Raw genomic sequence first — 24,281 nt, 5'->3', positions numbered from 1 at the left:
CACCCGGACAGCCTGGCGACACCGCGCCGTCCGGGCCAGTACCCGAACGGCGTGTCACATCACAACAGGGCAAAGGTTCTCTGATGCGGCACTAGCGGCCCCACAACCTACGTGACGCCCTGCATCACGCGGCCGCCCACGGTGGCCGAGCTACCTTTGCCGTCCCTGTGATCACGACCGTGTGGCGGTCCCGCACTCCGCGTCGTCGGCCTCCCGCATGCGCGCGTCCATCGACGTGCTCCGGTCGTACGGGTCGACCTCGGGGCCGTCTCCCGAGCCCGTGGCCGCGCGTTCGGCGCTGAACTCGGGGGTGAGGTAGCCGGTGAAGGTGTCGCAGCCGCCGTTGGTGGTGTCCGCCTTGTAGGAGACGAGAGAGAACGTCCCCGGCTCGATGACCACCTTCGCCGGGTTGTCCCAGCTCACCACGACCTCGCGGCGCACGATGGTGCGCGCGACCTCGTCGCTTCCCGCTGCAGCGCGTACGACCGGATAGACGTACGTGACATCGGTGGTCACCTCGACCGCACCACGCTTACCTTCCTGGTAGGTGATCCGTCCTCGCGTCTTGACCACGTCCCCGACAAGCCGCACCTTCGTCTTCTCGAATCGGCTGAACAGCAGCAGAGGATCGTTCTCCCGGCTGGGCGCGCGGAACGCGGTCGCCAGGTAGTCCTGGACATCCTGCTGATGCGGATTGATCAACGCGATCGCCTTCTTCGGCCGCTCCCCGCGCAGCACAGCAGGATCCAGACTGGACGCGGCAAGGAAGTCCCGGGTCCGATCAAGCGCCTGCGCGACCTGCTCCTTGCTCATCCAGCCGGTCGCCCGTGCCGCAGGCATGTGGATCCCTGCCGTCCCGTCGGCCCACCGCGCCGCCGGCGACCCCCTGAACGGCTCCTCCACTGTGGGCAGTTGGGCTGCCGCCTCCGTCGCCGGCGGCTGATCCGGACGTTCCGACTCCGCGGCGAGCGGCGCACTCTCGCCGCTTCCGCCTCCGAACCATCCAACAACCCGCCCCGGATCCAGCGCCACGACCAGCAAGCCGACCGCAACCAGCAGACCGGCCACGTACCAGCCCTTGCCCCGTGGCCGCCGGGCCGGTTGGTAAGTCCGCCACCCCTCCGGCCGGCCGGGCTCCTCTCGCAGCCGCCGTGCCACCATCCGGGCCCGCGCCGACGGCTCCTCGGGCGCGCCCTGAGTCCCGGCCTCGGCCTCCCGTAGGAAGCGCTCCCATTCCTCGTCCGGTATCGACGCCCCGCCCTTGCCCACGATGCGCTCCCGTCCCTTCTCACGCACCCGGTCCCTCCCCAGGGCCGGCCGTTATCCGTGCATCGTGCATCATCACACAGCTCAGCCGCACCATCTTGAACCCAAGTCCCGGCATAACCAGCCCTGGAACCCCGCCGGTTCAGCGCATCACACCGATCACGTCGGATCCTCCGACCGCCCTACTCGATGAGCCGGCCGAGCCCGGTCCGGCTCTCGCCCCTGATGGGGGCAGACGGATATGAGGCAGTGGGCGGGGCGCGCTGATCGTCGGGCAACGTCGGGCAACAGCACCGTGGCCAGGGGTCCGCGGAGCATGGCATCGCAGCGCCCCCGAGTGCACCAGCTCGGCATGCCGCCACGCCCCCGCCACCTCCGCCGCAGTCAGAAAGCCAGGCAAACAGAGACACTCGCCGCTTGTGAGCCAATTCACTAATAGATGACTGGACTGGTACGCATCGCACACTTTAGTTTCGTTGGAGAACATACGAGCCTTATAGGCGATTTCTGTGGCGCGGCGGACCGGTCGCGAAACCGAAACAGGAACGGGTCAACCGGGGAGCTGACGGACAGCAGCCCGTTCCAGACATTTCAGGCCCATGAGGAAGGTGCGGCGTACTTCCGAGCGTCGGCATCACCAGAGGGCGAATCGAGCCCGGAAGGTGGACAAGTGAGCGAAGAAGCCGTGTGGGTCAGAGGCGTGACCGGCATCCAACTGCACCACGTCACCGATCTCCAGGACGCCCGACGGTTTCTGGGCAATGCCGTCATGGCACTGAAGGCCGCCCATGTGAGAACCGGCGACGCCAGGTTCTCCGGTCTCGCCGACCAGCTCAAAGGGATGGTTGCCGAAGCGCGCGACCTCGAGGGCAAGGCCCGGGAGAGCATGCAGCAGCTGCACTCCACGGATCCCGAGCGGTTCGTGCGTTGCCGGGAGGGCGAAGAGCCCTGGCCGGACGAGCTCCAGGCGGGCTTCATCCCGCGCCACACCTGCCGGGACGAGTGCCTATACCACGACCACGAGGTGCTGGACGGCATCCTGCAGTGCACCTGCGGCCGGCCCCCGTGCCGCGCGTGCGCGATAGCGGGCGCGCCTGACACGGGCACGCCCTGACACGTACGCCGGAGCACACCATCCGGCCAGGTCGGAGGCCGCTGCTGCCCGGGCAGCGGCGGCCCCGCCGGCTCCTCCCCTGTCTGTCAGACCGTGTACGAGTGTCTGTCAGACCGTGTACGAGCGGGCCCCGGTCCCGGCAAGCCTGCCGCCCTCCACGATGAGGTACTCCTGACGGATCGGGCGGTTGTCGAACCAGCACTCCAGGATCTCCCGGACCCCTGCCGCGTACCTGGCCTGCGCGGAGAGCGGCGAACCGGCTACGTGTGGTGTCATGCCCTCGTGCGGCATGGTGCGCCACGGGTGGTCCTCCTCCGGCGGCTCCGGGTACCAGACGTCACCGGCGTAACCCGCCAGATGACCTCGCTCCAGAGCGCGTACCACGGCGTCCCGGTCGACGATCAGCGCGCGGGCCGTGTTCACGATGTAGGACCCGCGCTTCATGGTCCCCAGCATCTCGTCGTTGAAGAGGTTCACCGTCTTCGCGTGAAGCGGCGCATGGATGGAGAGCACGTCGACGGCGGCCGCCAGGGAGCGGACATCCTCATGCCAGGTCAGCCCCAGCTCCTTCTCAAGGTCCGGTGGCAGCCTGTGCACGTCGTTGTAGTGCAGCTTCAAGTCGAACGGCTTGAGCCGACGGAGCACCGCCAGGCCGATCCGTCCGGCACCGAAGACGCCGACGTCCATGCCCTCCAGGTCGTAGTTCCGCGAGACGCAGTCGGCGACGTTCCACCCTCTGCGGGTGGTGACCCACTCGTGGGCCGGCAGGTAGTTGTGGACGAGGGCGAGAATGTACATGACTGCGTGCTCGGACACGCTGATGCTGTTGCTGTAGGTGATCTCCGCAACGGTGATGTCGTGCTCGATGGCGCTGGGAAGGTCCACGTGGTCCGAACCGATCCCGGCTGTGATCGACAGCTTCAGACGCGGCGCGCGCCGGATGCGGTCAGGGGTGAGATAGGCGGGCCAGAACGGCTGCGAGATCACCACGTCCGCGTCGGGGAGTTCGCGCTCCAGCACGGAGTCGGGCCCCTCCTTGTCGGAGGTGACGACCAGCGTATGGCCCCGGCTCTCCAGGAACGGACGCAGACCGAGTTCGCCGGAGACGCAGCCGACCAATTCGCCCGGCTTGAAATCCAGGCCCTGGGGGGTAGGCGCCGTCTGCCCTCCGGGATAGCCGGTGATGACGGGAATCTCGTCACGGGCATACCTGGGCGGGTACCCGTCGACGGGATCCGGATAAAGTACCGTGAGGATCTTTGCCATGGCCGTCCTCCATCGCCGAAGGCCGGCACGCAGACCAGTCCGGTAGCCGTGCATGCGCTCCGGCCGACCTTCCTGTCGAGAGCCAAGTGCCCGGCTCGCCACGCATCAAACGCGCCCCGGACCGGCTGAATCCCCGCGCCGGAAATGCCCCGACCGCGCCGGGGAATTGAACGCACACGGCACGTGCACCACCGCTGCGGCCTGCGGTGCGCGCATTAGCGTCCGCGTCGCCCGGTGGTGTCCGCGTCGCACCCCACCCATTTCGCACGGCGGCACACGGCGGCGGCCGGGGCATTTCAACTCGCCTTGACACGCCGTCGCCTGAGGCGTTGCCTTGAATGAGACGTTGCTGCGGCATTCATCGGCTCGACCAGATCCGCGCCCATGGCCGAGGGTCGGGAGCGCGGCGGGGCGGAGACCACTTATGGCGACGTACGAATATTTTTGCAATCGCTGCGGATCGTTCGACGTAAAGCTGCCGATCGGCACCGCGCCCGCCGAGCAGGTCTGCCCGAAGTGCGCGAATGCGGCTCGGCGTGTCTACTCGCCCCCCGCGACGGCCTTCATTTCGCCTGCCGTCGCGGGCCTGCGCGAGCAAGAGGAGAGGTCTCGGGAAAACCCCGCGGTGGTCACGCGGGTGCCTCCCAAGGATGCCGCGCCGAGGCCGGTCCATCCGGCGATCGCCCGGCTCCCCCGGCCCTGAGAGGCCCTGGAGGCCCAGCTTTTCGGTCGTGTGACCGCCCGGCGGGCGTAGCGCTCGCGAGAGCGGAACAACGGGAGGTGTATCCCCTTGGCCAACGTCGGACTTCTCTTCGTTGGCGCGGTGCTGTTCCTGAACGGGTTGATGCTGCTGGGAAAGGTGGACAGCCGGTCAGCCGCCATATTCAACCTGTTCGTGGGTGGGCTTCAGGTCCTGACACCCATATATCTCATCATCGCCGCGAATCAGGATCCCAGAAGAATTCTGCTGGCGTCGGGCATCTTCCTCTTCGGTTTCACATACCTGTATGTCGGAGTCGGACTGCTCATGGGGCTCGATACGACAGGCGTGGGTTATTACTCGCTGTTCGTGGCCATCGTGGCTCTGGGTTATTCCTTCGTCAGCTTCCGGCTGTTCGACGACGCGCCGTTCGGAGTCATATGGCTCTACTGGGCGTTCCTCTGGTTCTTCTTCTTCCTGCTACTGGGACTGAAACGGGAGACCCTCACGCCCTATGTCGGCTGGGTGACCGCAATCGAAGGCTGGGTGACCGGCGTCATACCGGCATTCCTGCTGCTGTCCGGTTACTGGGTCGCGGAGAACTACTACGAGATCGCGATCGCGCTGGGCGCGTTCGGCGTGCTGGCCTTCGCCTCGCTGTGGTTCGTACTCCGCCGGAGGGGGCCAGGCAAGCCCGCGGAGGAGTACGGCGCCCCTGGCTACCCGGCCGCCGGCAGCCCCGGCTAGCGGCCCGCCCGGACCCGCCCGGACCTGCCCAGACGAGCCGTCCGGACGAGCCGGACCTGGCCGGACGATCGCCGCCGACACCGTCATCGGAGCGCGGGAGGTGGTTGACGAGAGGCAAGAAGCGGCATGAGGGGGCACCCGGGACGCCCCGGGCGCCATGCCACACCCGCTCACCGGTACAGAACACATGAGGAATGAGTTCACATGCCTGAAGTAATCTTCAGCGTCGACCAGTCTCGGTCGATGCGCGACCAGGATGTACCTGGACACAACAGGTGGCATCCAGACGTCCCGGTTGTCGCGATGGTCCGCCCGGGGGACGAATTCCGAGTCGAATGCCGGGAATGGACCGACGCGCAGATCGGTAACAACGACTCCGCCAACGACGTGCGCGATGTCGAATTGGATGCCACACACATGCTCAGCGGGCCGATAGGCGTCGAAGGCGCGGAGCCGGGCGATCTGCTTGTCGTGGACATCCTCGACCTCGGGCCGGTACCGCAGCAGGTCGGTGACGCGCCGGGTCAGGGCTGGGGATATACGGGCGTCTTCGCCAAGGCCAACGGTGGAGGCTTCCTGACGGACTACTTCCCGGACGCCTACAAGGCGATATGGGATTTCCACGGGCAGGTGGCGACGTCCAGGCACCTACCCGGTGTCCGCTTCACCGGCATCACCCACCCCGGTCTCTTCGGCACCGCGCCCTCAGCGGAGCTGCTGGAGAGGTGGAACAGGCGCGAGCAGGCCCTGATCGACACCGACCCCGACCGGGTCCCGCCTCTGGGACTCGCGCCCATCGCCAATGCAGCACTCGTCGGCAAGGCGACCGGATCGGAGGCCGAAGCCATCGCGCAGCAAGGGGCGCGCACCGTTCCCGCACGGGAGAACGGCGGCAACCACGACATCAAGAACTTCACTCGCGGATCGCGCGTCTTCTACCCCGTGCACGTCAAGGACGCGAAGCTGTCGGGCGGTGACCTGCACTTCAGCCAGGGAGACGGTGAGATCACCTTCTGCGGCGCCATCGAGATGGGCGGCTACATCGACTTCCACGTCGATCTGATCAAGGGCGGCATGGAGAAGTACGGTGTCAGCACCAACCCCATGTTCATGCCGGGCAACGTCGAGCCGCGGTACTCGGAGTTCCTCACCTTCATCGGGATCTCCGTAGACCACGACACCGACACCAACTACTACATGGACGCGACGGTCGCCTATCGCCGCGCCTGCCTCAACGCCGTCGAGTACCTGAAGAGGTTCGGCTACACGGGACAGCAGGCCTACCTGCTCCTCGGCGCGGCCCCCATCGAGGGACGCATCAGCGGGATCGTCGACATCCCCAACGCCTGCTGCTCCCTCTACCTCCCCACCAGTATCTTCGACTTCGAGGTCCGACCCTCCGCGGAGGGACCCAAGACCGCGGACCGCGGCCAGTGCGCGGTGACCACCTGAGGCCGACCCTACGACGTGATTGCAGGTGGGGCGGCTTTCCGAGGCGCCGGTGGGAATAGCCCACCGGCGCCGAGTGGTTCATCCGCCGCCTGTCCCCAACTCCTTCTGTGTGAGCCCGGCCCGCTCGCGAAACTTCTCTCCACCTCGCCGCTGAAGCGGTTGTCGGCGGTTCGAATCCTGAGGCCCCTATCGAGGGACACATTTTCACCTCATCGGCTGCCATGGAGAGGAGTGCCGGTAGGCCTACCGACTTACCCGACAAGCCAGGCGCATCCTCAGCTTGTAATGTCGGCACTCGCGGGCCGGATCATCCAGAAGGGAAGAGAATTGGCGCTCAGCAAGATGGCTTTAAAGGTGACCACGGGAGTCGCTGTCGTGGGGGTCTCCACTTCGGCCGCCACTCCGGCTTTCACAGGAACCGTCTCCCATGGGACGCAGGGCGTGAAATTCGCATCCCAGCGGCTCAAGGGCGGGCTGATTGAATGCGCGTCCGAAAAGACCGGGCTGGCGAGCCTTCTCACTCGGGACATAGCGAAGTCGCTGGCGAATCGCGCCAGTCATACCTCGGTGGTGCTGTACGACCGCACCACCCATACCTCCTGCAGATATGGCGCATACAAGCACTACGACTCCGCGAGCACGATCAAGCCCATAATATTGGGGGCTCTGCTCCTGAAAAGAGGCGTCCATCTGTCCGACGATGAGCGGGACATGGCCCGGCAGATGATCGTGAGCTCGGACAACGACGCGATGTACGCCCTGTGGGAGAGCGTGGGCCCCAAGAACATCCAGCGCTTCCTGGACAGGGCCGGAATGACGAACACCGTCCTCGACGAAGCAGGCTTCATGGGCCTGACCCAGATCACCGCACGGGACCAGGCCAAACTGCTTGAGCTGCTCACCGGTAAAGACAACTCCGTCCTGACTGCCGAAGAGCGCGCCTACATCCTCGGCCTCATGCGTGACGTGCAGAAGGATCAGCGGTGGGGAACTCCCGCCGGGGCTCCCAAGGGCGCTTCCGTTCAAGTCAAGAACGGGTGGCTTCAGCGTTCCGAGACCGGGGTCGAAAACCCCTGGGACCGGGGCGACTGGAAGGTCAACAGCATGAGTGCGTTCACCGGCCATGGGTACGACTACGGCCTCGTGGTCCTCACCGAGAACAACAGGGTTCCCGAAGGCGAGTCGCCGCTGGTGGGTTGGAACTACGGCACGGATACGGTTGAGCGCGTGGCCAAGGCCATACACCACGACCTGTACCCGCAGAAGACTCCCCCGGCTACCGGATCCCGGGCGCCAACGGGCGTCCATCGCGTGTCAGTACGGCGGGCTGGGCGGGCTCCGTAATCGCCTGGCCGGCTCTGGAGCCCGCCCGCTGTCGGCATCAGGTCCGTTCCGGCACCGGCGCCGGGACAGGTGCCTTACGGGTGCCCCAGTGCGTGGTGCGGGCCTGCGTCAGGGCCCAGTACATGGCAGGCCTGATGATGAGCAGATTGAGCAGGGTCACCAGAGGGGTGAGGAACAGCCAGGCGGTGATCTTCTGGCGGGCCGACAGCTCGGGCCGCATGGCCGCGTACATGCCTGTCTGCGCGTAGGTCATGATGAGCCAGTAGCCGAGCCCCTGAAGGAACAGCAGCTTGTCGTCGGTGTGGTAGGGCAGTACGAACAGGACCCAGACGTACAGGACGGGCATGGTTGCCGTGACGACCAGGCCGTAGAGGCGGAAGAACAAGGGAGCCGCTGAGAAGTTCGTCAGCTCCCAGCCGACGTACCGCCAGTACGACTTGAACCACCGGACGCGCTGGGTGAACAGTTCGTTGAGGTCGGTGGGCATCTTGCTGTAGACCCACGCCTCGTTGACGGCCACCACCTGGCCGCGCTGGAGTGCGTAGTGGGTCAGGCGCCGGTCGTCTCCCGCCGTTCCGGAGCTGACGTAGTCGTCGAGGTTCTCGAGGACCAGCTCCTTGCGGTACACCGCGAGGATGCCGGAGGTGGGGGCGACGGCCCCGACCTGGGAACGGGCCATCCGGGTGACCAGGCACCAGGTGACTATCTCGACGTCGATCACCCGGGTCAGCAGGTTGTGCGCATAGTTCGAGACGAGGGTCAGCCCGGTGCACGCCTGGACGCGGACGTCCGACATCGCCTTGAGGCAGTGCCACAGGCCCATGCGGTGCACGATCGAGTCGGAGTCGACCGTCATGATCAGGTCGTACGTCGAGGGATCGACATGGCGCAGAACGTAGGCCTGCGCTTCACGCTTGCCCGCGTTGTCCTGGCGGTGCCAGGTGACCAGGGGATGCTCGAACGGAACAACAGGATCCTTGGAGCCGTCGTCGACGACGTGGATGGCGTCGGGCGGACGCACCTGGTCGATGAGCGCCCAGACGGTCTTGTACAGGGCCTCGGGCGGCTCGTTGTACGCCGGAACGATGGCGAGCACGCGTCCGTCGCACGCGGGCAGATGGGTGAAGCTTCTGCCTTTCACCACCGCCGCGAGTGAGTAGATCAGGACTGCGGTGATGGCGCAGTAGAAGACCAGCGCGGTTCCCCAGGGCTGGGTGCTCCAGTGGATGTGGTAGACGATGGTCCAGGCGGTGGCCGCCACGGCGGCGGCCACACAGACCCAGGTCTGCCACGGAGCGTGCAGGCCCCGCTTGGACTTGCGGTGTCGCTCGGGCACGTCAGGCACGCTCTTGCTTGTGCCGGGTGACGGCCCGGTAGGTGAAGGCGCCGACCAGGATCAGCGTCACCGCGACGGCCAGTATCCAGTCCAGCGTGACGCTCACACCGAACAGGGTGAGGGCGCCTACGCCGGTTCTGGCGAGCCCTCCTTCGTCGTAACCCATGTGAATCTCCCCTCCCTGCGGCTCAGGGCCGCTTGTTCTTCTTGTGGTCCCGGCGGATGGCCGGTACGCAGTGGGCGCCGCGGCCCCTGCGTGCGATCCCCCGCCGCGGCTGTAGGGGGCGGACGCGTCGCGCGTGCCCGCCCCTGCCCGTTGTGCGTGCGTGTCAGAGCAGCTCGACGTTGGCGCCGGCGGGTACCGAACGGCGCGTGTCGAAGACGTAGGCGGCGTGCTCACGCACCATCTGCATGTCGAACTCGGGGTGGTCGGTGAGGACGATCACCGCGTCAGCCGCCGTGACCATGGCCGGGGCGAGCTTCTTGACCAGCCGGACATCGGGCAGGGAATGCCACTCCGAGACATGCGGATCCACGACGAGGAGGTCGGCTCCCTTGGCGCGCAGCAGGTGCACGACACGCTCGGCGGGGCTTTCCCGTACGTCGGATGTGCCGGCCTTGTACGTGAGGCCGAGCACGGTCACGGGGGCGCCCTTGAGCGCCTTGCCGCGGGCGTTGAGGCCGTCCTGGAGACGCTGCACCACGTAGGCCGGCTGCTGTTCGTTGACCTCGTTGGCCAGCTCGATGAACCGGAAGTTCTCGCCCAGCTCCTGCTTGACCTGCCAGGAGAGGTAGACCGGGTCGATCGGCAGGCAGTGCCCGCCCACGCCGGGTCCCGGCCGGAACGGCATGTACCCGAAGGGCTTGGTGCTCGCCAGGTCGATGGCGTCCCACACGTCCACGCCGAGGAGATGGGTGAACTTGGCCAGCTCGTTGAGCATGGCGATGTTGACGTGCCGGAAGGTGTTCTCCAGGACCTTGGCGAGTTCGGCCTCGCGCAGGCCCTTCGCCGGGATCGTCCGGTCCACGATCAGGTCGTAGAAAGCCCTGACCTTCTCCAGGCAGGCGGGGGTCAGGCCGGACACCACCTTGGGGGTGTTCCGGAAGTGCCACGTCGCGTTGCCCGGGTCGATGCGTTCCGGGCTGAAGCCGACGTGGAAGTCGGTGCCGGCGACCAGTCCTGAGCGCCGCTCGAGGATCGGGACCAGGACGTCTTCGGTCGTGCCCGGGTACGTCGTCGACTCCAGGACCACTACGGCGCCCCGGGTGATCCAGGGCCCCAGCATGTGGGCCGCGCGCTTGACGTAACTCAGGTCCGGGGTGCGGTCCTTGAGCGGTGTGGGGACGGTGATGACCGCCACGTCGAAGGCCCTGGCCTGACCCATCGAGGCCGCCGTCGAGTAGCGTCCGCTGTCCAGCGCCGCGCGGATCCGCTCGCTGGGCACGTCCTCGACGTACGAGTCCGACGCGTCCAGACGGAGTCTGCGACGGTCGTCGGGTTCCAGGCCGATGACCTGGTGACCTGCCGCCACTGCCTCCATGGCCAGCGGAAGGCCTACATATCCCTGACCGAGGACGACGACGCGCAGAGTACTGGTCGCGCACGTGTCGGGCGGCGGGGCGAGGACGGCGGCACCTGCCGGGACGCCGTCCACGGATACGAATTGAGATTGCTGCATGGGATCCCCCTAGCACCGCGCTCCGCTCCGCGAGCGGAGGCGCGGGATGCTGCCGTGCCGTGCCGGTGGGGTGCGGTCCCCGTCGACCGCCGGGCAGGACACGATGAGCCGGCCTGCGGTCAGCAGGCGGCGCGTTGGTCAAAGTGAGATGACTGGGTGCCGGCCGATGCCGTCACGGTGGTGACGCGTCAGGGCCGCCGACCCGCCAGAGGCTGATCGCGCTATCGCGGCGCGTGCAGATCGCCGCGTTCGGCCCTCGGTCCAAGGGCGCTTGCGCTGTGAAGGCGGTTCATGTGTTTCCCCCCGACTGCCGTGACGGCCCCCCGTCGCGCCGACGCTCGTGGCCCCGGTGCGACAACCGCCTCGCCTCTGACACAGGTACTCGAAGGACGCGCCTGAATCACGCCCCTCGGGTCCTTGAATGTAACCGACAATCTGAAGATTGTGGGGAGTGTGTGATGAAAATGTGAAGCTTAAAATTTGCTGTGAACGGTCACGCGGTGGTGGCGCATCACCGTCACCTCGCGCTCGTCGCCGACGAGTTGGACCGTCGCCTGGACCGGCGTGTCCCCGCTGGAGGAGCCCGCGTGCAGCACGATCTCGCCGGGCTCGACGATCCGTCGGCCGTTCAGGCCGGTGAAGGCCAGGCGGTCGGTGTGGACAGCGAAGCGGACCGTCGCCAGCCGAGGCCGTGCCGCGCGGTCCGGTCGAGGTCGCCGAGGCGCCGGAAGTCGTTGCTGCCCGGGGCCACTTCCGGGCCGGCGGGTTCGATGTCCTCCCAGGTGCTGCTCAGCTGGGCGACCTTCTCCTGCAGGGTGAGCCGGGCGAGCAGCGCCTCGACCCGCTCCGCGGTCGGCAGGGTGGGATCGGCCCAGGGGCGGTCGTCTTCTGCGGCGTCTCCGGGGCGGTCGCTTTCCGTGGCCTCTCCCGGCTGCGGGAGGTCGCCGTGGCCCGGCATGGTGGTCGTCATTCCCGGCTCCTCGGGGTGCATGGATACGCGAGGGGTTGCGGCCGGGCATCCGAGCGAGGCCGGGCGCAACCGCCCGACGGCATGCCGTTGTTGCGCCACATGCCGTCGTGCACCAGGCAGTTCGGAGAGCGGTACGAAAGACTTTCGGGTGCGCCGCCTGCGCGGCCTGCCTGTCGGGTCAGGACACTGACATGGTCGTCACGACCCCGACAAGATTGGGAAGACACCCCATTACGAAACTCTTTCGCACCGCTGAAGTGGGCCGTGCGGATCCCCCTCGGGAGCTACGGGAGCTACAAGGGCCTAACGGGACGCGCAGGCCCTGACGAAGGCGTCGGCCAGTTCGGCGGGACGGGTGAAGCAGCCCTCGTGGCTTCCCGGGGTCTCGATGACCAGCGGATTCTTCAGGCGCTGCGGGAAGCGCTCGCCCCAGGCCCATTCGTCCGGCAGTGAGACGTCCTCCGTGGACAGGATGTAGCTGGTGGGTATGTCGAGCGCCTGGAACGCGGCCGTGTCCGGCTTCTCGGTGAACGTGCCGAGCGGTTGCGGAACGAGCAGCGAGTGGACCGTCCGCTGGGCCTCCTCGCCGGCGTCCTGCATGAACGCCTGCTGCCAGACCTCCAGCGGCAGCAGCACGGTGTCGTTGCCGGATGCGGCGGCCAGGGCGTGGAACATCTCTCCGTAGTGCGGCGGGCACGCCTCGATCAGCGACTCGCCGTCCTCCGGGACGAACGCGCTCCAGAAGACCAGCCGCCGCAGCCGGGTCGCGAGGCGGGGCGCGGCGCCGGTCAGTACGTAGCCTCCCCAGCTGTGGCCGACCAGGGTGACATCGGTCAGACCTGCGTGCTCGACGTACTCGACGAGCCCGTTCACGGTGTCGGTGAGGGTCACGCCGCGAGGGTCGTCGTCGGGGCCGAGGCCGACCAGGGTGGGGGTGTGCACCTGGTGCCCGGCGGCCCGGAGCGCGGTGGCGACCGGGCGCCAGGCCCATCCACCGTGCCAGGCTCCCGTGACGAGCACGAAGGTCTCACTCATGTCGATCTCCCTTGATCGCGTGGCTTGTTCCGTGGCTTGTGCAGTGGCTTGTTCAGGCGAGGTGTTCGGAGCCGATGCGCCGTGTGATGTCCGCGCGCAGCGCCTTCTTGTCGATCTTTCCGACCTTGGTGGCGACCAGTTCGGGGACGGTCACCAGCCGGTCCGGGAACTTGAAGCGCGCGACGCCCACGCGCTCCATCACCTCGTGCACGTCGGCGAGGGTGACGGTGCGGCCGGGTTCCGGCACGACGTACAGGCAGACGCGCTCGCCCAGGTCGGCGTCCGGCATCGCCACCGCGGCGGCACGGGCGACCCCCGGCGTCTGGTACGCGAGGTTCTCGATCTCCTCGGCGGAGATGTTCTCGCCGCCGCGGATGATCATGTCCTTGTCGCGGCCCTCGACGACGAGGTTGCCGTCGGGCCGCAGCCGCACGATGTCGCCGGTGCGGTACCAGCCGTCCTCGGTGAACGCGCGGGCGTTCTGCTCCTCGGCGCGGTAGTAGCCGCGCGGCGTGTACGGACCCCGGGTGAGCAGCACCCCGGGTGTCCCGTCGGGCACCGGCTCGCCGAGTTCGTCGACGACGAGGAGCTCGTCGTCCTCGCACATGGGGCGCCCCTGCGTCGTACAGATGACGTCCTCGGAGTCGTCCAGGCGCGTGTAGTTGAGCAGCCCCTCCGCCATCCCGAACACCTGCTGCAGCGTGCAGCCGAGCTCCGGGCGCACGCGGCGGGCGACGTGGTCGGCCAGCCGCGAGCCGCCGACCTGCAGGACGCGCAGCGAGCCGAGATCGGCGCCCGGGTGGTCCTGCCGGTACTCGAGCCAGCGCTGGGCGATGGCCGGGACCACGGCGGTCGCGGTGACGCCTTCGCGATCGATGAGCGCGAACGCCTTGGCGGGGCTCGGGGAGCCGAGGACGGTACGGCCGCCGCACAGGAGCGCGCCGAGCAGCCCCGGACAGGCGAGCGGGAAGTTATGCCCGAGGGGCAGCGCCGCGAAGTACACCGTGTCCGGGCCGAAGCCGCAGATCTCGGCGCTGCGGCGGGCGTTGTAGAGGTAGTCGTCGTGGGTGCGGGCGATCAGCTTGGGCAGCCCGGTGGTGCCGCCGGAGAGCAGGAAGACCGCGATCGAGCGGCTGTCGGGGCGGTAGGCGTCCACGGCGGCCCGCGCGGCCTCGGCCGAGCCTTCTGCGGGTGGCGCGCACAGTTCCCGCAGGTCGACGGCCCCTTCGCCGATCTTGTCGCCGAGGACGAGGAGATGGCGGACGGTGGGGTGCTCGTCGGCGACGGCGGCAGCCATCCCCTGGTGGTCGAAGTCCTTCAGGACGTCCGGGACCGCGATCCCCACCGCTTCGGAGTGCCCGACGAGATGGGAGATCTCGTGCCGGCGGTGACCGGGCAGGGCCATCACCGGGATGACGCCGAGCCGCAGACAGGCGTACGTCAGGACCACGAACTCGAGGGTGTTGGGCAGCTGCACCACGAGCCGGTCGTCGGGGCGCAGGCCCAGTTCGGCGAGGCGCAGCGCGGTGGCGTCGGCCCGCTCGGCGAGTTGACGGTGTGTCACCGTCTGGTCGCCGTCGACGAGGGCGACCGCGTCGGGCGCGGCGTCCGCGACCGCCAGCAGCGCGTCACCGAGGGCTTCCCCGGTCCAGTAGCCCTTCTCGGTGTAGAGCTTGGCGTACGCGTCGGGCCAGGGCACAGCGCCGTTGCTGCTAGGCCTGGGCATGGTCGGTCTCCTTGTCGGTCTCCGGACCGGTCTCCTCACCGGTGGGCGTGGTGACGGCGCCGGTGTGCACGATGACGGCGTCCAGGGCGATCAGGCCGTCGGCGGTCAGACGCAGCGGGTTGATCTCGATCTCGGCGACGTCCGGCGGACTCGCCGCGAGGGCGTCGGCGAGCGCGGCGGCCACCCGTCCGAACTCGGCGCGGTCGAGCACCGGCCCGCCCCGCCAGCCCTCGAGCAGCGCGCGGGCGGCGAGCTCGTCGGGCATGGCCGCGGCCTCCGCCAGGGAGAGCGGTGCGAGCCGGATCGCCACGTCGGCGAGCGCCTCGGCTGCGGTTCCGCCGAGTCCGGCCAGTACGACGGGGCCGAACACGGGGTCGCGGCGGGCGCCGAGCACCAGGTCGACGCCGGGCGGGGCCATGGCCTCGACGAGGTAGCGGCGGCCGCCCGGTTCAGTGGAGTCGATCCCATCGCGGGAGCCGATGGCGTCGATCGCGTCCAGGGCCGCCTCCAGCTCGGCGGCCGTGCGGATGCCGAGCCGGACTCCGCCGATCTCCGTCTTGTGGAGGATCGCCGCGTCGAGCACCTTCACAGCGACCGACTGCCCGCCGGCAGCAAGGCGTTCGAACGCGCGGTGTGCTTCCTCGCGGGTGTCGCAGGCGGCGCGATCGGGGGTACGGATGCCGAGGGTGCTCAGGAACGTTTTGGCGCGGTCCTCGTCGAGGGGGCCTGCGGGCACCCGGATCCCGTTCGCTTCCAGGGCGCCTCCCGCCACGGCCCCGCGGGCCCGCTGCCGCGCGTCCGCGACCAGCGCCCGTACCGCGTTGGCGGCCGACGTCGGACCCGCCAGCGCGGGGATGCCCGCCTTGTGCAGCCGCGCCCGCTGCTCGGTGACGTCCTCGTGCGGGCCGCCGACCACGACCACCGCGGGCGAGTCGGCGCCGAGGCCCGCGTCCTGGGCGGCGGACGCCACGTCGACGCTGTCGGGCTCGGTCAGCGCGTACACGGCGAGCAGATCCACCGCGGGGTCGGCCGCCGTCGCGCCGAGCACGCGGGCGAAGGTCTCGCCCGGCCGTCCCGTGTCGACCGGGTTGCGCTGGTACGTCAGCGGCGGCAGCAGCCCGCCGAGCGTGTCCTGCGTGGCCTCGGTCAACTCCGGCGTCCGGATGCCGTCCGCCCCGGCCCGGTCCGCGAGCAGCAGGCCAGGGCCAGCTTGGGCGGTCACGATGCCGAGGCCCGGATCGGCGTGCGCGGGCAGCCGTACGCGCGATAGGGCGGTGATCGCGTCGACCAGTTCCCGCTCATCGTCGACGACCACGGCCCCGGCCTGCCGCAGCGCGGCCCGTGTCGTACGCCACGAGGTGGCCAGTGCACCCGTGTGCGAACGGGCGAAATCGCCGACGTCCGACCGTCCGACGACCAGCGCCACGACTGGCTTGACGGCGGCGAGCCGGCGTACGGCGGCCACCAGGCGCGGCCCGTCCGGCACCGTCTCCAGATGCAGGGCCACCGCGGCCGTACCCGCGTCCGCGACCAGGTGCTCCAGCACGTCTGCGGCCGTCACATCGAGCCCCGCGCCGATGCCCACACCCAGGCTGATGCCGTTCCCTGCGTCTGCAAGGTCGAAGGAGAGCGCGTGGTTGACGCCACCGCTGGCCGCGACCACCGCGATGTCCCCGGCGGGAAGGTGCGCCGCGGCCGGTACGAAACTGGCCGTCAGTCCCAGTTGAGGGGCGAAGAACCCCGAGGTGTTGGGCCCGAGGAGCCGGATCCTGGTCCGCTCGGCGACCCCGCGCAGGGCGTCCGCGTACTGCTCGCCCTCCGGGCCCGCCTCACCGAAGCCGCCCGCGCACACGAGCGCGGCCCGGCAGCCGGCGGCGGCCGCCTCGGCCAGGGCGTCGGCGCAGCCGGCGGCCGGTACGCACAGGACGGCCAGGTCCAGCGGCCCGTCGGTGCCCGCGGCGGCCTCGGCGACCGAGGCGTACACGCCTTCGGCCGGCTCCGGGCGGCGCGCGTTCACCAGAGCGCGCGGGCCGGGGAAGGCGGCCAGCGAACGGGCCATGGCGGCGCCGAGCTTGCCGCTCTGACGCGATGCGCCGATCACGACCACGCCCGCGGGCGCGAACATCGGCCTCAGGTTCGTGCTCACGCCCGTGCCTCCCCTTCGCCCAGCGAGCCGGCTGCACTCAGCGGGCCGACTTCTTTCGCCGAACCGACGAGATCGGCGCGGCCCGACAACAGCAGCGTCTCGGCGCGGTCGTCGTCCATGCCGTCCTCCACGATCAGGGCGGGCAACCCGTGCACCAGCCGGGCCTGCTCGGCGACCAGGGCCCGGGTCAGCGGCGTCCCGGCGTGCACGGCGACCAGCGCCGGTGCGTCCGCGCCTCCGACGGCCTCGGCCAGCCGCCCGTACGCCTCAGGCAGCCCTGCCTCCCCGTCCGGAGCGGCGAGCCACAGGCAGCCCGGATCTCCGCCCCTGAGCCTTTCGATCTCCACCCCGCTCAACCGCCGCCCGGCGAACTCCCGCTCGCCCACCCGCAGCGGTGTCTCCAGCGGGCCGCGCCCCTCGTGTCCGGCGCGCCAGTCGTGCTCCACCCGCTCGATGAACTCCGGGTCCCGGCGGGCGATCCGGGCCTTGCCGATGCTGCGCGACATGAAGTGGAAGGCGAACTGCTCGGGCTCGAACGCGTCGTGGTAGCGGCCGAAGTGCTCCCACCACGACAGGCTCGGCCGGGCGGAACCCTGGATCTTCTCCACCGAGGGCCGCCGGGTCGCCTCGTACGCCTCCAGCGCGGACGGCAGGTCGTCGCGGTGCTCGATCAGGCTGTCGGCGAGTGCGACGGCGTCCTCCATGGCCATCTTGGTTCCGGAGCCGACCGAGAAGTGGGCGGTGTGCGCGGCGTCGCCGAGCAGGGCGACGTTGCCGCTGGTCCAGCGGTGGGTGCGCCAGGTGCGGAAGTTGCCCCAGCGGGAGTTGTTGACGAGCAGCTCGTGTCCGTCGATCTGTTCGGCGAAGAGCTTCTCCAGGTACCGCCTGGTCTTCTCGTCACTCGGGCCGGGCGGCTGTGCGGTGTCGAACTCGTCGAGACCGGCCGCCCGCCACGACTGCTCGTCCGTCTCCACGATGAAGGTGCTGACGGTGTCGCTGATCGGGTAGCCGTGCACGGCGAACGTCCCGTGCGGGCCGTGCTCGTGGACGAAGGTCAGGCCGTCGAAGAGGTAACTGGTGCCGAACCAGATGAACTTGGCGGTCGCGACCTCGACCTCCGGCACCAGTACGTCGGCGAGGCGGTTGCGGAAGCCGGAGTTCGCACCGTCGGTGGCGACGATGAGGTCGTAGTCGGCCAACTGGGCGGGGTCGGACGGGATTTCGGAGCTGAACCGCAGGTCGACCCCGACCTCCGCCGCACGCCGGTGCAGCAGCTGCAGCAGGGTCTTGCGGGTGATGGCGGCCATGCCGTTGCCGCCGCAGCGGATCCGCCGGCCCTTCAGCCTGATCTCGATGTCGTCCCAGTGCCGCCCGTGGTCCGCAAGACCGGTCCGGAGCACCGGATCGGCGTCGTGGATTCCGGCCAGCGTCGCGTCGGAGAACACCACGCCGAAGCCGAACGTGTCCTCTGCCCGGTTCCGCTCGAAGACGGTGACTTCGACCGACGGATCGGCCTGCTTGACGAGGGTTGCGAAGAACAGCCCGCCGGGGCCGCCTCCCACGCAAGCGATCCGAGAAACCATGTTGTTCTGCCTCCGCATCGGGTAGGGCTCCGGACCGGTCCCAGGACCGCCCCACCCGGAGCCCAATTGTGTGTCGATCAATTCACGGGCGTCAATGATTTGTAGCGGACAACCTCCGCGCCTGCGCCGGGACCCCCCGCTCCGGGAGTCCCCGGCCCGGGAGCAGCAGCACCAGCGCGGTGGCGACGGCGGCGGGCACGGCGAAGGCGTAGAAGTTCCACGCCGTACTCACCTTGGCGTCCAGCAGGAAGCCGCCGAGCAGCGGACCGGTGATGGCGCCGAGCCGGCCAAGTCCCAGCGTGCACCCGAGAGCCGTGGCGCGGACCTCGACGGGGAAGTGCTGGGCCACATAGCCCAGGACCATGATCTGCGCGCCGATGGTGCCGAAGCCGGCCACCGCGACCAAGGCGTACATCAGCGGCGCGGCCGTCGCGAAAGCGAGCAGTGTGATGGAGACGGCGGCGGCCAGGAAGACGGCCATCGTGACCGGCTTCATGCCGAACCGGTCGCCCAGCGGGGAGATCAGCAGCGAGCCGACGACTGCGCCGAGATTCATCACCAGCAGGAACAGCAGAGAGCCGGACAGCGGGTAGCCCGCTGCGCGCATGATCTGCGGGAGCCAGGTGTTCAGGCCGTACACCAGCAGCAGCCCGAAGAAGCTGACCGCGGCGAAGAGGAGCGCGGGCCCGAGGTGCTCTCTGCCGGCGAGCTGCAGGAGCCCGGCTCGCTTCGGCTGCCCGTCGCGCTCTGCAGCAGATCCGCCGTCCGGCCCGGCATCGGGCGCAGGAAGATCGATCCCGAGTCTCGCCGCCGTGCGGGCCGCCTCCTCGTGCCGCCCCTTCGCGGTCAGGAAGGCCAGCGACTCCGGTACGTAGCGGGCCAGCAGCGGTACGAGCAGCAGCGGGGTGGCCCCCAGCGCGTACATGAACCGGAAGCCGAGTGTGGGCATCAGCGTCATGGCGAGCACGGCCGCGAGGATTCCGCCGACCGCGTACCCGGAGAACATCATCGCGTTGTTGAGGCTGCGCCGCCTGGGGTCCGCGTACTCGGCGGTCAGCGCGACGGCGGTCGGCATGACCCCGCCGAGGCCGATCCCGCCAAGCAGCCGGAAGATCCCGAACCAGGTCGCGTCCGGTGCCAGCGCGCACCCGATCATCGCGGCCGAGAACCAGCCGACCCCGGTCAGCAGCACCCTGCGCCGTCCCACCGAGTCGGTCACGGCGCCCGCGATCAGCGCGCCGATCAGCATGCCGACGAGCGCGTAGCTGCCGATGGCGCCGGCCATGGCGGGGGTCAGGGTCCAGCGGTCGTACTGCAGCAGCGTCGGGACGGTGGCGCCGTAGACGATCAGGTCGTAGCCGTCGAAGACGATCACTGCGAAGCACAGGCCGGTCACGAGGAACTCGGGACGGCGGCGGCGCCCGGCGGGCGCGGTGCGAACAGCGGGTGGAGCAGTCTCTGGCGTCATTGCCGACTCCTGGAGCTCGTCCGGCCTGGACGGCCGGAAGACGCTCGCAGTATGTGTCGTCTGAAACGCGGCCGTCAATGAGATGACACGCATTATTTCCAGTGCCTGCATGGGCTTCCTGCTGAACCGTCTCGTACTTTCGACGGCCGCCCGTGTGTCATAGTCGTGTTCGTGAAGCCTCGCTCGATCGTCTTCGACCTGTTCGGCGACTACGTCCGCTACCGCGGCGGCGCCGCCCGGCTGCGCACTCTCAGCACGCTCATGGACTGCTTCGGCGTCGGCGAGAGCACCGTGCGCGTGGTGCTCGCCAGGCTGAAGAAGGAGGGCTGGTTCGACGCACGGCGCGAGGGCCGCGAGACGCTCTACGCGCTCAACGCCCGCAGCCTCCAGCTGCTCGACGAGGGCCGGTCACGCATCTTCGAGCCGGTACGGAGCGACTGGGACCGCCACTGGTACATGGTCATCTACTCGGTGCCGGAGACCGAGCGTGGCGTGCGCGACCGCATCCGCAAGGAGCTGGCCTGGCTGGGCTTCGGCCCGCTCGCGCCCTCCACGTATGTCTCCCCGCACGACCGGCTCCAGCAGGTGAGGGAGAAGTTCGCCGACGAGCCCGCCGTACGCCTCGACACCCTGCGCTGCCAGTCCGGGGGCCTCCCCGTCGACCGCGAGATGGCGGCCCGCAGCTGGGACCTGGACGCGCTCAACGAGGACTACCGCGACCTGCTGCGCACCTATCGCGTCCGGATGCCGTCCTACCGGGCCGGGCGTCTGACACCCGAGGAAGCGCTGATCGAACGCATGCGGCTCACGTACGACTACCGCAAGTTCCCCTTCCGGGACCCCGATCTGCCGACCGAGCTGCTCCCGGCGGGCTGGGTCGGCCGCGACGCGCACGAGATGTTCATCGAGGCCCACGAACTCCTCGGTCCTCCGGCGGACACGTTCTACGACGAGGTGGCGGGGGGCCGGCCGGCGACCCGCTGACCCGGGGCGCCACAGCCGGCCTGGCGCCGGCCCGCCGGGCCCGTGCACCGGGAGCCCGACCTCGCCGTCATCATCCGGCGCCGGCGGTCGGGAGCAGTGCCAGGACCTCCCAGCGTTGGGCCGGCGCGGTCCGGCGTGCAGCTCGCCGCCGAGGGCGGCGAGATCTCCCGCCGGGCGGCGGACGGCGACCAGGTCGTCTCCCGCAACCGCGTCGAGATCGCCGCCTGGGCCTGGCAGACGGGCCATGCCCGGCCCGGTGCGTGACCGGTTCCGGTCGCCCAACTCGGCCCGCACCGCCCGCTTTTCGGTTTTCTGTTATCGGCCGGGCTCGCCCGCGTCTCCTGTGCGTACGCGTCCGTAGTCACCCGACCGTTAAGGAACCAAGCACGTGACAGCACAGATCAGTCGCCGGGGCATGCTGAGGATCGCCGGTGCGGCCGCGGGCGCCGCCGGGATCGGTGCGGCCGGCGTGACGGCTGCGGCACCGGCGTCGGCGGCCGGCGGGACCTTCGCGCACCCCGGGCTGCTGCACACGCAGGCCGACCTCGACCGCATGGCGACCGAGGTGAAGGCCGGTGCCGAGCCCTACAAGGCCGGCTTCGCGAGGCTGACCGCCAACCGGCACGCGCAGAGCGGCTGGAAGGCCAACCCCCAGGCGACCGTCTACCGTGGCTCGGGCTCGCCCCAGAACTACGTCACGCTCTACAACGACATCCACGCCGCGTACCAGAACGCCCTGCGCTGGCACATCACGGGCGACACCGCGTATGCGGACACGGCCCGCGACATCCTCAACGCCTGGTCCGCCAAGCTGACCGGTCTCGCGGGCAGCGCCGACCGGTTCCTCGCGGCAGGGCTCTACGGCTACCAGTTCGCCAACGCCGCCGAGCTCGTACGCGACTACGACGGCTTCGAACTGGCCCGCTTCCAGAAGATGATGCTCGACGTCTTCTACCCGCTGAGCGAGGACTTCCTGGCCGACCACAACGACGCCTATGTCACGAACTACTGGACCAACTGGGACCTGACCGCCATCGCCTGCGTCCTCGCCACCGGCATCCTGTGCGACGACCGCGCCAAGGTCGAGCGCGCGGTCGAGTACTTCAAGCACGGCGAGGGCATGGGCTCGATCAAGAACGCCATCCCCGTCGTCCACTCCGACGGCCTCGCCGAGTGGGCCGAGGCCGGTCGCGACCAGGGCCACGCGCTGCTCGGCGTCGGGCTGATGGGCACCATCTGCGAGATGGCCTGGAACCAGGGCATCGACCTGTACGGCTACGACGACAGCCGCTTCCTCAAGGGCGCCCAGTACGTGGCGAAGTGGAGCATGGGCGGCGACGTGCCCTTCACCCCCTTCAGCCGGAAGAAGGGCGCGATCAACGGATGGTCGGGAACGGAGACCACCTCCGGGGTGGCGGCAGCCGATCCGAACATGGTCCGCCCGATCTGGGCCATGATCGCCAACCACTACACCAAGCGCCGCGGGCTGTCCGCGTCGTACCTCACCCGTATCGCCGCCAAGGCGGCCCCCGAGGGCGGCGGCGGTGACTACGGGCCCAACAGCGGCGGGTACGACCAGCTCGGCTTCGGCACGCTGGCCTTCACCCGGCCCAAGACAGCCGGCGGCAAGACGACCGCATCGCCTTCGGCCGCAGCCTCGGCATCCCCGGCGGCGTCCTCTTCGGCGTCTGCCGCCGCGTCCGGCTCCGGTGCAGCGGCCGGGTCCGGGTCCGCCTCGCCGTCCTCGTCCGCCAGTCCGCTGGGCGGGCGCAGCGGTGACCTGGCCTCCACCGGTTCCTCCGGCTTCGTTGCCTGGACGGCCGCCACCGGCGTCACCGCCGTCGCCGGAGGGCTGCTCCTGCTCCGGCGCCGGGGGCAGGTCCGCCGTGCCGCGGGCAGCGACGGGCAGTGACGGTTGAGGGCGGCCGGCCCCCTGCTGAACCGTCACGCCGGGGGCGCCGCCTGCCCCACGCCGCTGTCTCCGGTTCGCGCGCCCGGAAGCGCGGTGCGCTGCAACTTCCTTACGGCGAGTGCCAGTTGGAGACGCAGCCTGCCCTGAGGAGAGTGCACCTCCCAGCCGAGGATGTGCTCGGACTGCGCGAGGCGCTCCTGCAGCGTCGAGTGGTGCACCGTGAGTTCGGCCGCGGCGGCCCGCAGGCTCGGTGCGGCGGCCACGGCGTACAGCGTCGCGGCCGCCCAGGGGGCCTCCGCGACCGCGCGTTCCACGGCGAGTACGTCGGGGATCGGCGGCGTGTCCGGGCCCACGGCGGCCGCGAGCAGCGTCAGGGCGCCCAGCTCCTCGGCGTACACCGTGCGCGGCCCGGGGTCCTGTGCCGTGCCCTCGGCGGTGAACCGGAGCGCGGTCCGGGCGGCCGCACACGACTGCGGCAGCTCGGCCGGCTCCACGGCCGGTCCCACACCGGCCCTCCGCACCTCGGGCAGGGGCTGTCCGTCAGGTACGACCTCCGCACCACCCCCGTGGAGGACGACCGCTCGTACGGACTGCCCCTGCCTGAGCCCCAGTTGAGCCGCGGCATGCATCCGTGTGCCCAAGGGCGCGGACGCGTCCAGCACCACCTCGACCAGTGCGGGATCGGGAGCGGGTACGGCAGCGACGGGTGCCCATCCGCGGGTCCGGTCCATGACCGCCCGTACGGCGTGTGCGGCCCGTTCGAGGATCATGGCGTGCACGCCGTCGGGCGGGCCGGACCGCTCCAGCCAGAGAGCGGCCGGGGGCTGCGGGACCGGGGCGGCTGTAGCGGCTGCGGTGGCCGGGGAGTCGACGGGTTCCAGCGGTACCCACGGCCAGGCCGGGTCGACCGGCCCGACGGAGGCGTCGCGCCGCCCGTCCGGCTCGACCCGCACCCGTACGCCGCGCCGCTCGTCGACCAGGCGAGCAGGGCATCCGGACAGGACGGCGGCGCCGCGCACGAGGGCCTCGAGACCGACCCGGCCCTCCATCAGGCGGTCGAAGTACGCGATGACCTGCAGCGCGGCTCCCGCGTCCGGGTCGAGCGCCGCCAGCCGGCCTGCCAGCTCTTTCACGCACACCATCCTGCGACCACGGCCCCGGCGTGCCAAGCACCTGGGTTCGAAGACGGCCGGGCCGGTACGAGGCCCGCGCCCGCGTCGACACCGGAAGTGATCTCGGGCGCCCATCGCCGCAGGGCCCGAGTCACAGCCCTCGCCAGCCGTGAGGCGGCTCTGGACCGCTGCCCCGACCCAGCGGGCAGACCGGCCACCGAGGTCAGCCCTGCCCGCCATTCACGCCAGGCCCACGAATCGATCAGGCCGGCGCCCGGCCGAGCGCGGGCCACCAAGAGGGTGGTCCAACCGGCCGACGGACCGGCCAACCGTCAGGGGCAACGTCTGATCCGAACCTGCGGACCGCCCCCGGTGTACAGGCCGACCGACCCGTCACCCACACCGACCGGTCTGCTCAGGCGCACCGACCAACCTGGTCAG

20 protein-coding genes are annotated in these 24,281 nt (G+C 69.7%); 8 read left to right on the top strand and 12 right to left on the bottom strand.

All coding sequences use genetic code 11. From position 1 onward, the window contains the following. Positions 1–171: 171 nt before the first annotated feature. Positions 172–1,269: a hypothetical protein gene (locus tag ABT009_RS19675; protein WP_351296056.1), complete on the bottom strand. Its 1,098-nt coding sequence runs from the start codon at positions 1,267–1,269 to the stop codon at positions 172–174. A 667-nt stretch (positions 1,270–1,936) separates the two neighbouring features. On the opposite strand from ABT009_RS19675, the gene ABT009_RS19670 reads away from it, so the two are divergent. After that, on the top strand, positions 1,937–2,380 hold the full coding sequence (locus tag ABT009_RS19670) for a hypothetical protein (protein ID WP_351295986.1): 444 nt from the start codon (positions 1,937–1,939) through the stop codon (positions 2,378–2,380). Between the two features lie 108 nt (positions 2,381–2,488). Here ABT009_RS19670 and ABT009_RS19665 read toward each other — a convergent pair whose 3' ends face one another. After that, positions 2,489–3,646, bottom strand: coding sequence for an NAD-dependent formate dehydrogenase (locus tag ABT009_RS19665; protein ID WP_351295983.1), 1,158 nt, complete (start codon positions 3,644–3,646; stop codon positions 2,489–2,491). 424 nt (positions 3,647–4,070) lie between these two features. Here ABT009_RS19665 and ABT009_RS19660 point away from each other — a divergent pair, with 424 nt between their 5' ends. The 4 genes from ABT009_RS19660 to ABT009_RS19645 all read left to right on the top strand — a co-directional run bounded on the left by ABT009_RS19660 (position 4,071) and on the right by ABT009_RS19645 (position 7,889). After that, positions 4,071–4,349: an FmdB family zinc ribbon protein gene (locus tag ABT009_RS19660; RefSeq protein ID WP_351295980.1), complete on the top strand. Its 279-nt coding sequence runs from the start codon at positions 4,071–4,073 to the stop codon at positions 4,347–4,349. A gap of 87 nt (positions 4,350–4,436) precedes the next feature. Further along, positions 4,437–5,093, top strand: a complete 657-nt coding sequence (locus tag ABT009_RS19655) for an AmiS/UreI family transporter (protein ID WP_351295977.1) — start codon at positions 4,437–4,439, stop codon at positions 5,091–5,093. 204 nt (positions 5,094–5,297) lie between these two features. Further along, entirely contained in the window at positions 5,298–6,545 is a 1,248-nt protein-coding gene (fmdA, locus tag ABT009_RS19650; RefSeq protein WP_351295974.1) for a formamidase, read from the top strand. Between the two features lie 285 nt (positions 6,546–6,830). Then, positions 6,831–7,889: a serine hydrolase gene (locus ABT009_RS19645; protein WP_351295971.1), complete on the top strand. Its 1,059-nt coding sequence runs from the start codon at positions 6,831–6,833 to the stop codon at positions 7,887–7,889. Between the two features lie 37 nt (positions 7,890–7,926). Here the strand turns inward: ABT009_RS19645 and ABT009_RS19640 are convergent, their stop codons facing one another. The 9 genes from ABT009_RS19640 to ABT009_RS19600 all read right to left on the bottom strand — a co-directional run bounded on the left by ABT009_RS19640 (position 7,927) and on the right by ABT009_RS19600 (position 19,832). After that, positions 7,927–9,225, bottom strand: a complete 1,299-nt coding sequence (locus ABT009_RS19640; RefSeq protein ID WP_351295968.1) for a glycosyltransferase family 2 protein — start codon at positions 9,223–9,225, stop codon at positions 7,927–7,929. Position 9,226: 1 nt separating this feature from the next. Continuing rightward, on the bottom strand, positions 9,227–9,391 hold the full coding sequence (locus ABT009_RS19635; RefSeq protein ID WP_351295964.1) for a hypothetical protein: 165 nt from the start codon (positions 9,389–9,391) through the stop codon (positions 9,227–9,229). Between the two features lie 163 nt (positions 9,392–9,554). Beyond that, positions 9,555–10,814: a nucleotide sugar dehydrogenase gene (locus ABT009_RS19630; protein WP_351296053.1), complete on the bottom strand. Its 1,260-nt coding sequence runs from the start codon at positions 10,812–10,814 to the stop codon at positions 9,555–9,557. Between the two features lie 718 nt (positions 10,815–11,532). Continuing rightward, positions 11,533–11,874, bottom strand: a complete 342-nt coding sequence (locus tag ABT009_RS19625; RefSeq protein WP_351295962.1) for a hypothetical protein — start codon at positions 11,872–11,874, stop codon at positions 11,533–11,535. A 303-nt stretch (positions 11,875–12,177) separates the two neighbouring features. Beyond that, positions 12,178–12,909, bottom strand: a complete 732-nt coding sequence (locus ABT009_RS19620; protein ID WP_351295959.1) for an alpha/beta fold hydrolase — start codon at positions 12,907–12,909, stop codon at positions 12,178–12,180. Between the two features lie 52 nt (positions 12,910–12,961). Then, on the bottom strand, positions 12,962–14,635 hold the full coding sequence (locus tag ABT009_RS19615) for a (2,3-dihydroxybenzoyl)adenylate synthase (protein ID WP_351295956.1): 1,674 nt from the start codon (positions 14,633–14,635) through the stop codon (positions 12,962–12,964). Beyond that, on the bottom strand, positions 14,622–16,781 hold the full coding sequence (locus tag ABT009_RS19610) for an acetate--CoA ligase family protein (RefSeq protein WP_351295953.1): 2,160 nt from the start codon (positions 16,779–16,781) through the stop codon (positions 14,622–14,624). The genes ABT009_RS19615 and ABT009_RS19610 overlap by 14 nt, the downstream gene beginning before the upstream one ends. Beyond that, positions 16,778–18,343 (bottom strand): FAD-dependent monooxygenase, encoded by a 1,566-nt coding sequence (locus ABT009_RS19605; protein ID WP_351295950.1) that lies wholly within the window; start codon positions 18,341–18,343, stop codon positions 16,778–16,780. The genes ABT009_RS19610 and ABT009_RS19605 overlap by 4 nt, the downstream gene beginning before the upstream one ends. Positions 18,344–18,455: 112 nt before the next feature. Beyond that, positions 18,456–19,832 (bottom strand): MFS transporter, encoded by a 1,377-nt coding sequence (locus tag ABT009_RS19600; protein ID WP_351295947.1) that lies wholly within the window; start codon positions 19,830–19,832, stop codon positions 18,456–18,458. Between the two features lie 171 nt (positions 19,833–20,003). On the opposite strand from ABT009_RS19600, the gene ABT009_RS19595 reads away from it, so the two are divergent. From ABT009_RS19595 to ABT009_RS19585, 3 genes are all read left to right on the top strand, one after another. Continuing rightward, on the top strand, positions 20,004–20,816 hold the full coding sequence (locus ABT009_RS19595; RefSeq protein WP_351295944.1) for a PaaX family transcriptional regulator: 813 nt from the start codon (positions 20,004–20,006) through the stop codon (positions 20,814–20,816). Between the two features lie 135 nt (positions 20,817–20,951). Beyond that, on the top strand, positions 20,952–21,080 hold the full coding sequence (locus ABT009_RS19590) for a hypothetical protein (RefSeq protein ID WP_351295941.1): 129 nt from the start codon (positions 20,952–20,954) through the stop codon (positions 21,078–21,080). Positions 21,081–21,231: 151 nt separating this feature from the next. Beyond that, complete coding sequence (locus ABT009_RS19585) at positions 21,232–22,728, top strand: alginate lyase family protein (protein ID WP_351296050.1); 1,497 nt, start codon at positions 21,232–21,234, stop codon at positions 22,726–22,728. Positions 22,729–22,760: 32 nt separating this feature from the next. Here ABT009_RS19585 and ABT009_RS19580 read toward each other — a convergent pair whose 3' ends face one another. Further along, positions 22,761–23,861: a helix-turn-helix domain-containing protein gene (locus ABT009_RS19580; protein ID WP_351295938.1), complete on the bottom strand. Its 1,101-nt coding sequence runs from the start codon at positions 23,859–23,861 to the stop codon at positions 22,761–22,763. Positions 23,862–24,281: the final 420 nt, after the last annotated feature.

It is taken from the genome of Streptomyces sp. NPDC002896 (genome assembly GCF_040295225.1).
GTDB lineage: Bacteria > Actinomycetota > Actinomycetes > Streptomycetales > Streptomycetaceae > Streptomyces.
The sequence above is the reverse complement of the archived record's forward strand: the minus strand, read 5'-3'. Positions and strand labels throughout refer to the sequence as shown.

Excerpts from the sequence above, each read along its gene's own strand:
- ABT009_RS19660 (WP_351295980.1), top strand. The coding sequence starts at position 4,071 with ATGGCGACGTACGAATATTTTTGCAATCGCTGCGGATCGTTCGACGTA.
- ABT009_RS19600 (WP_351295947.1), bottom strand. The coding sequence starts at position 19,832 with ATGACGCCAGAGACTGCTCCACCCGCTGTTCGCACCGCGCCCGCCGGG.
- ABT009_RS19585 (WP_351296050.1), top strand. The coding sequence starts at position 21,232 with ATGCTGAGGATCGCCGGTGCGGCCGCGGGCGCCGCCGGGATCGGTGCG.
- ABT009_RS19635 (WP_351295964.1), bottom strand. The coding sequence starts at position 9,391 with ATGGGTTACGACGAAGGAGGGCTCGCCAGAACCGGCGTAGGCGCCCTC.
- fmdA (WP_351295974.1), top strand. The coding sequence starts at position 5,298 with ATGCCTGAAGTAATCTTCAGCGTCGACCAGTCTCGGTCGATGCGCGAC.
- ABT009_RS19645 (WP_351295971.1), top strand. The coding sequence starts at position 6,831 with ATGTCGGCACTCGCGGGCCGGATCATCCAGAAGGGAAGAGAATTGGCG.
- ABT009_RS19625 (WP_351295962.1), bottom strand. The coding sequence starts at position 11,874 with ATGACGACCACCATGCCGGGCCACGGCGACCTCCCGCAGCCGGGAGAG.
- ABT009_RS19615 (WP_351295956.1), bottom strand. The coding sequence starts at position 14,635 with ATGCCCAGGCCTAGCAGCAACGGCGCTGTGCCCTGGCCCGACGCGTAC.
- ABT009_RS19665 (WP_351295983.1), bottom strand. The coding sequence starts at position 3,646 with ATGGCAAAGATCCTCACGGTACTTTATCCGGATCCCGTCGACGGGTAC.
- ABT009_RS19620 (WP_351295959.1), bottom strand. The coding sequence starts at position 12,909 with ATGAGTGAGACCTTCGTGCTCGTCACGGGAGCCTGGCACGGTGGATGG.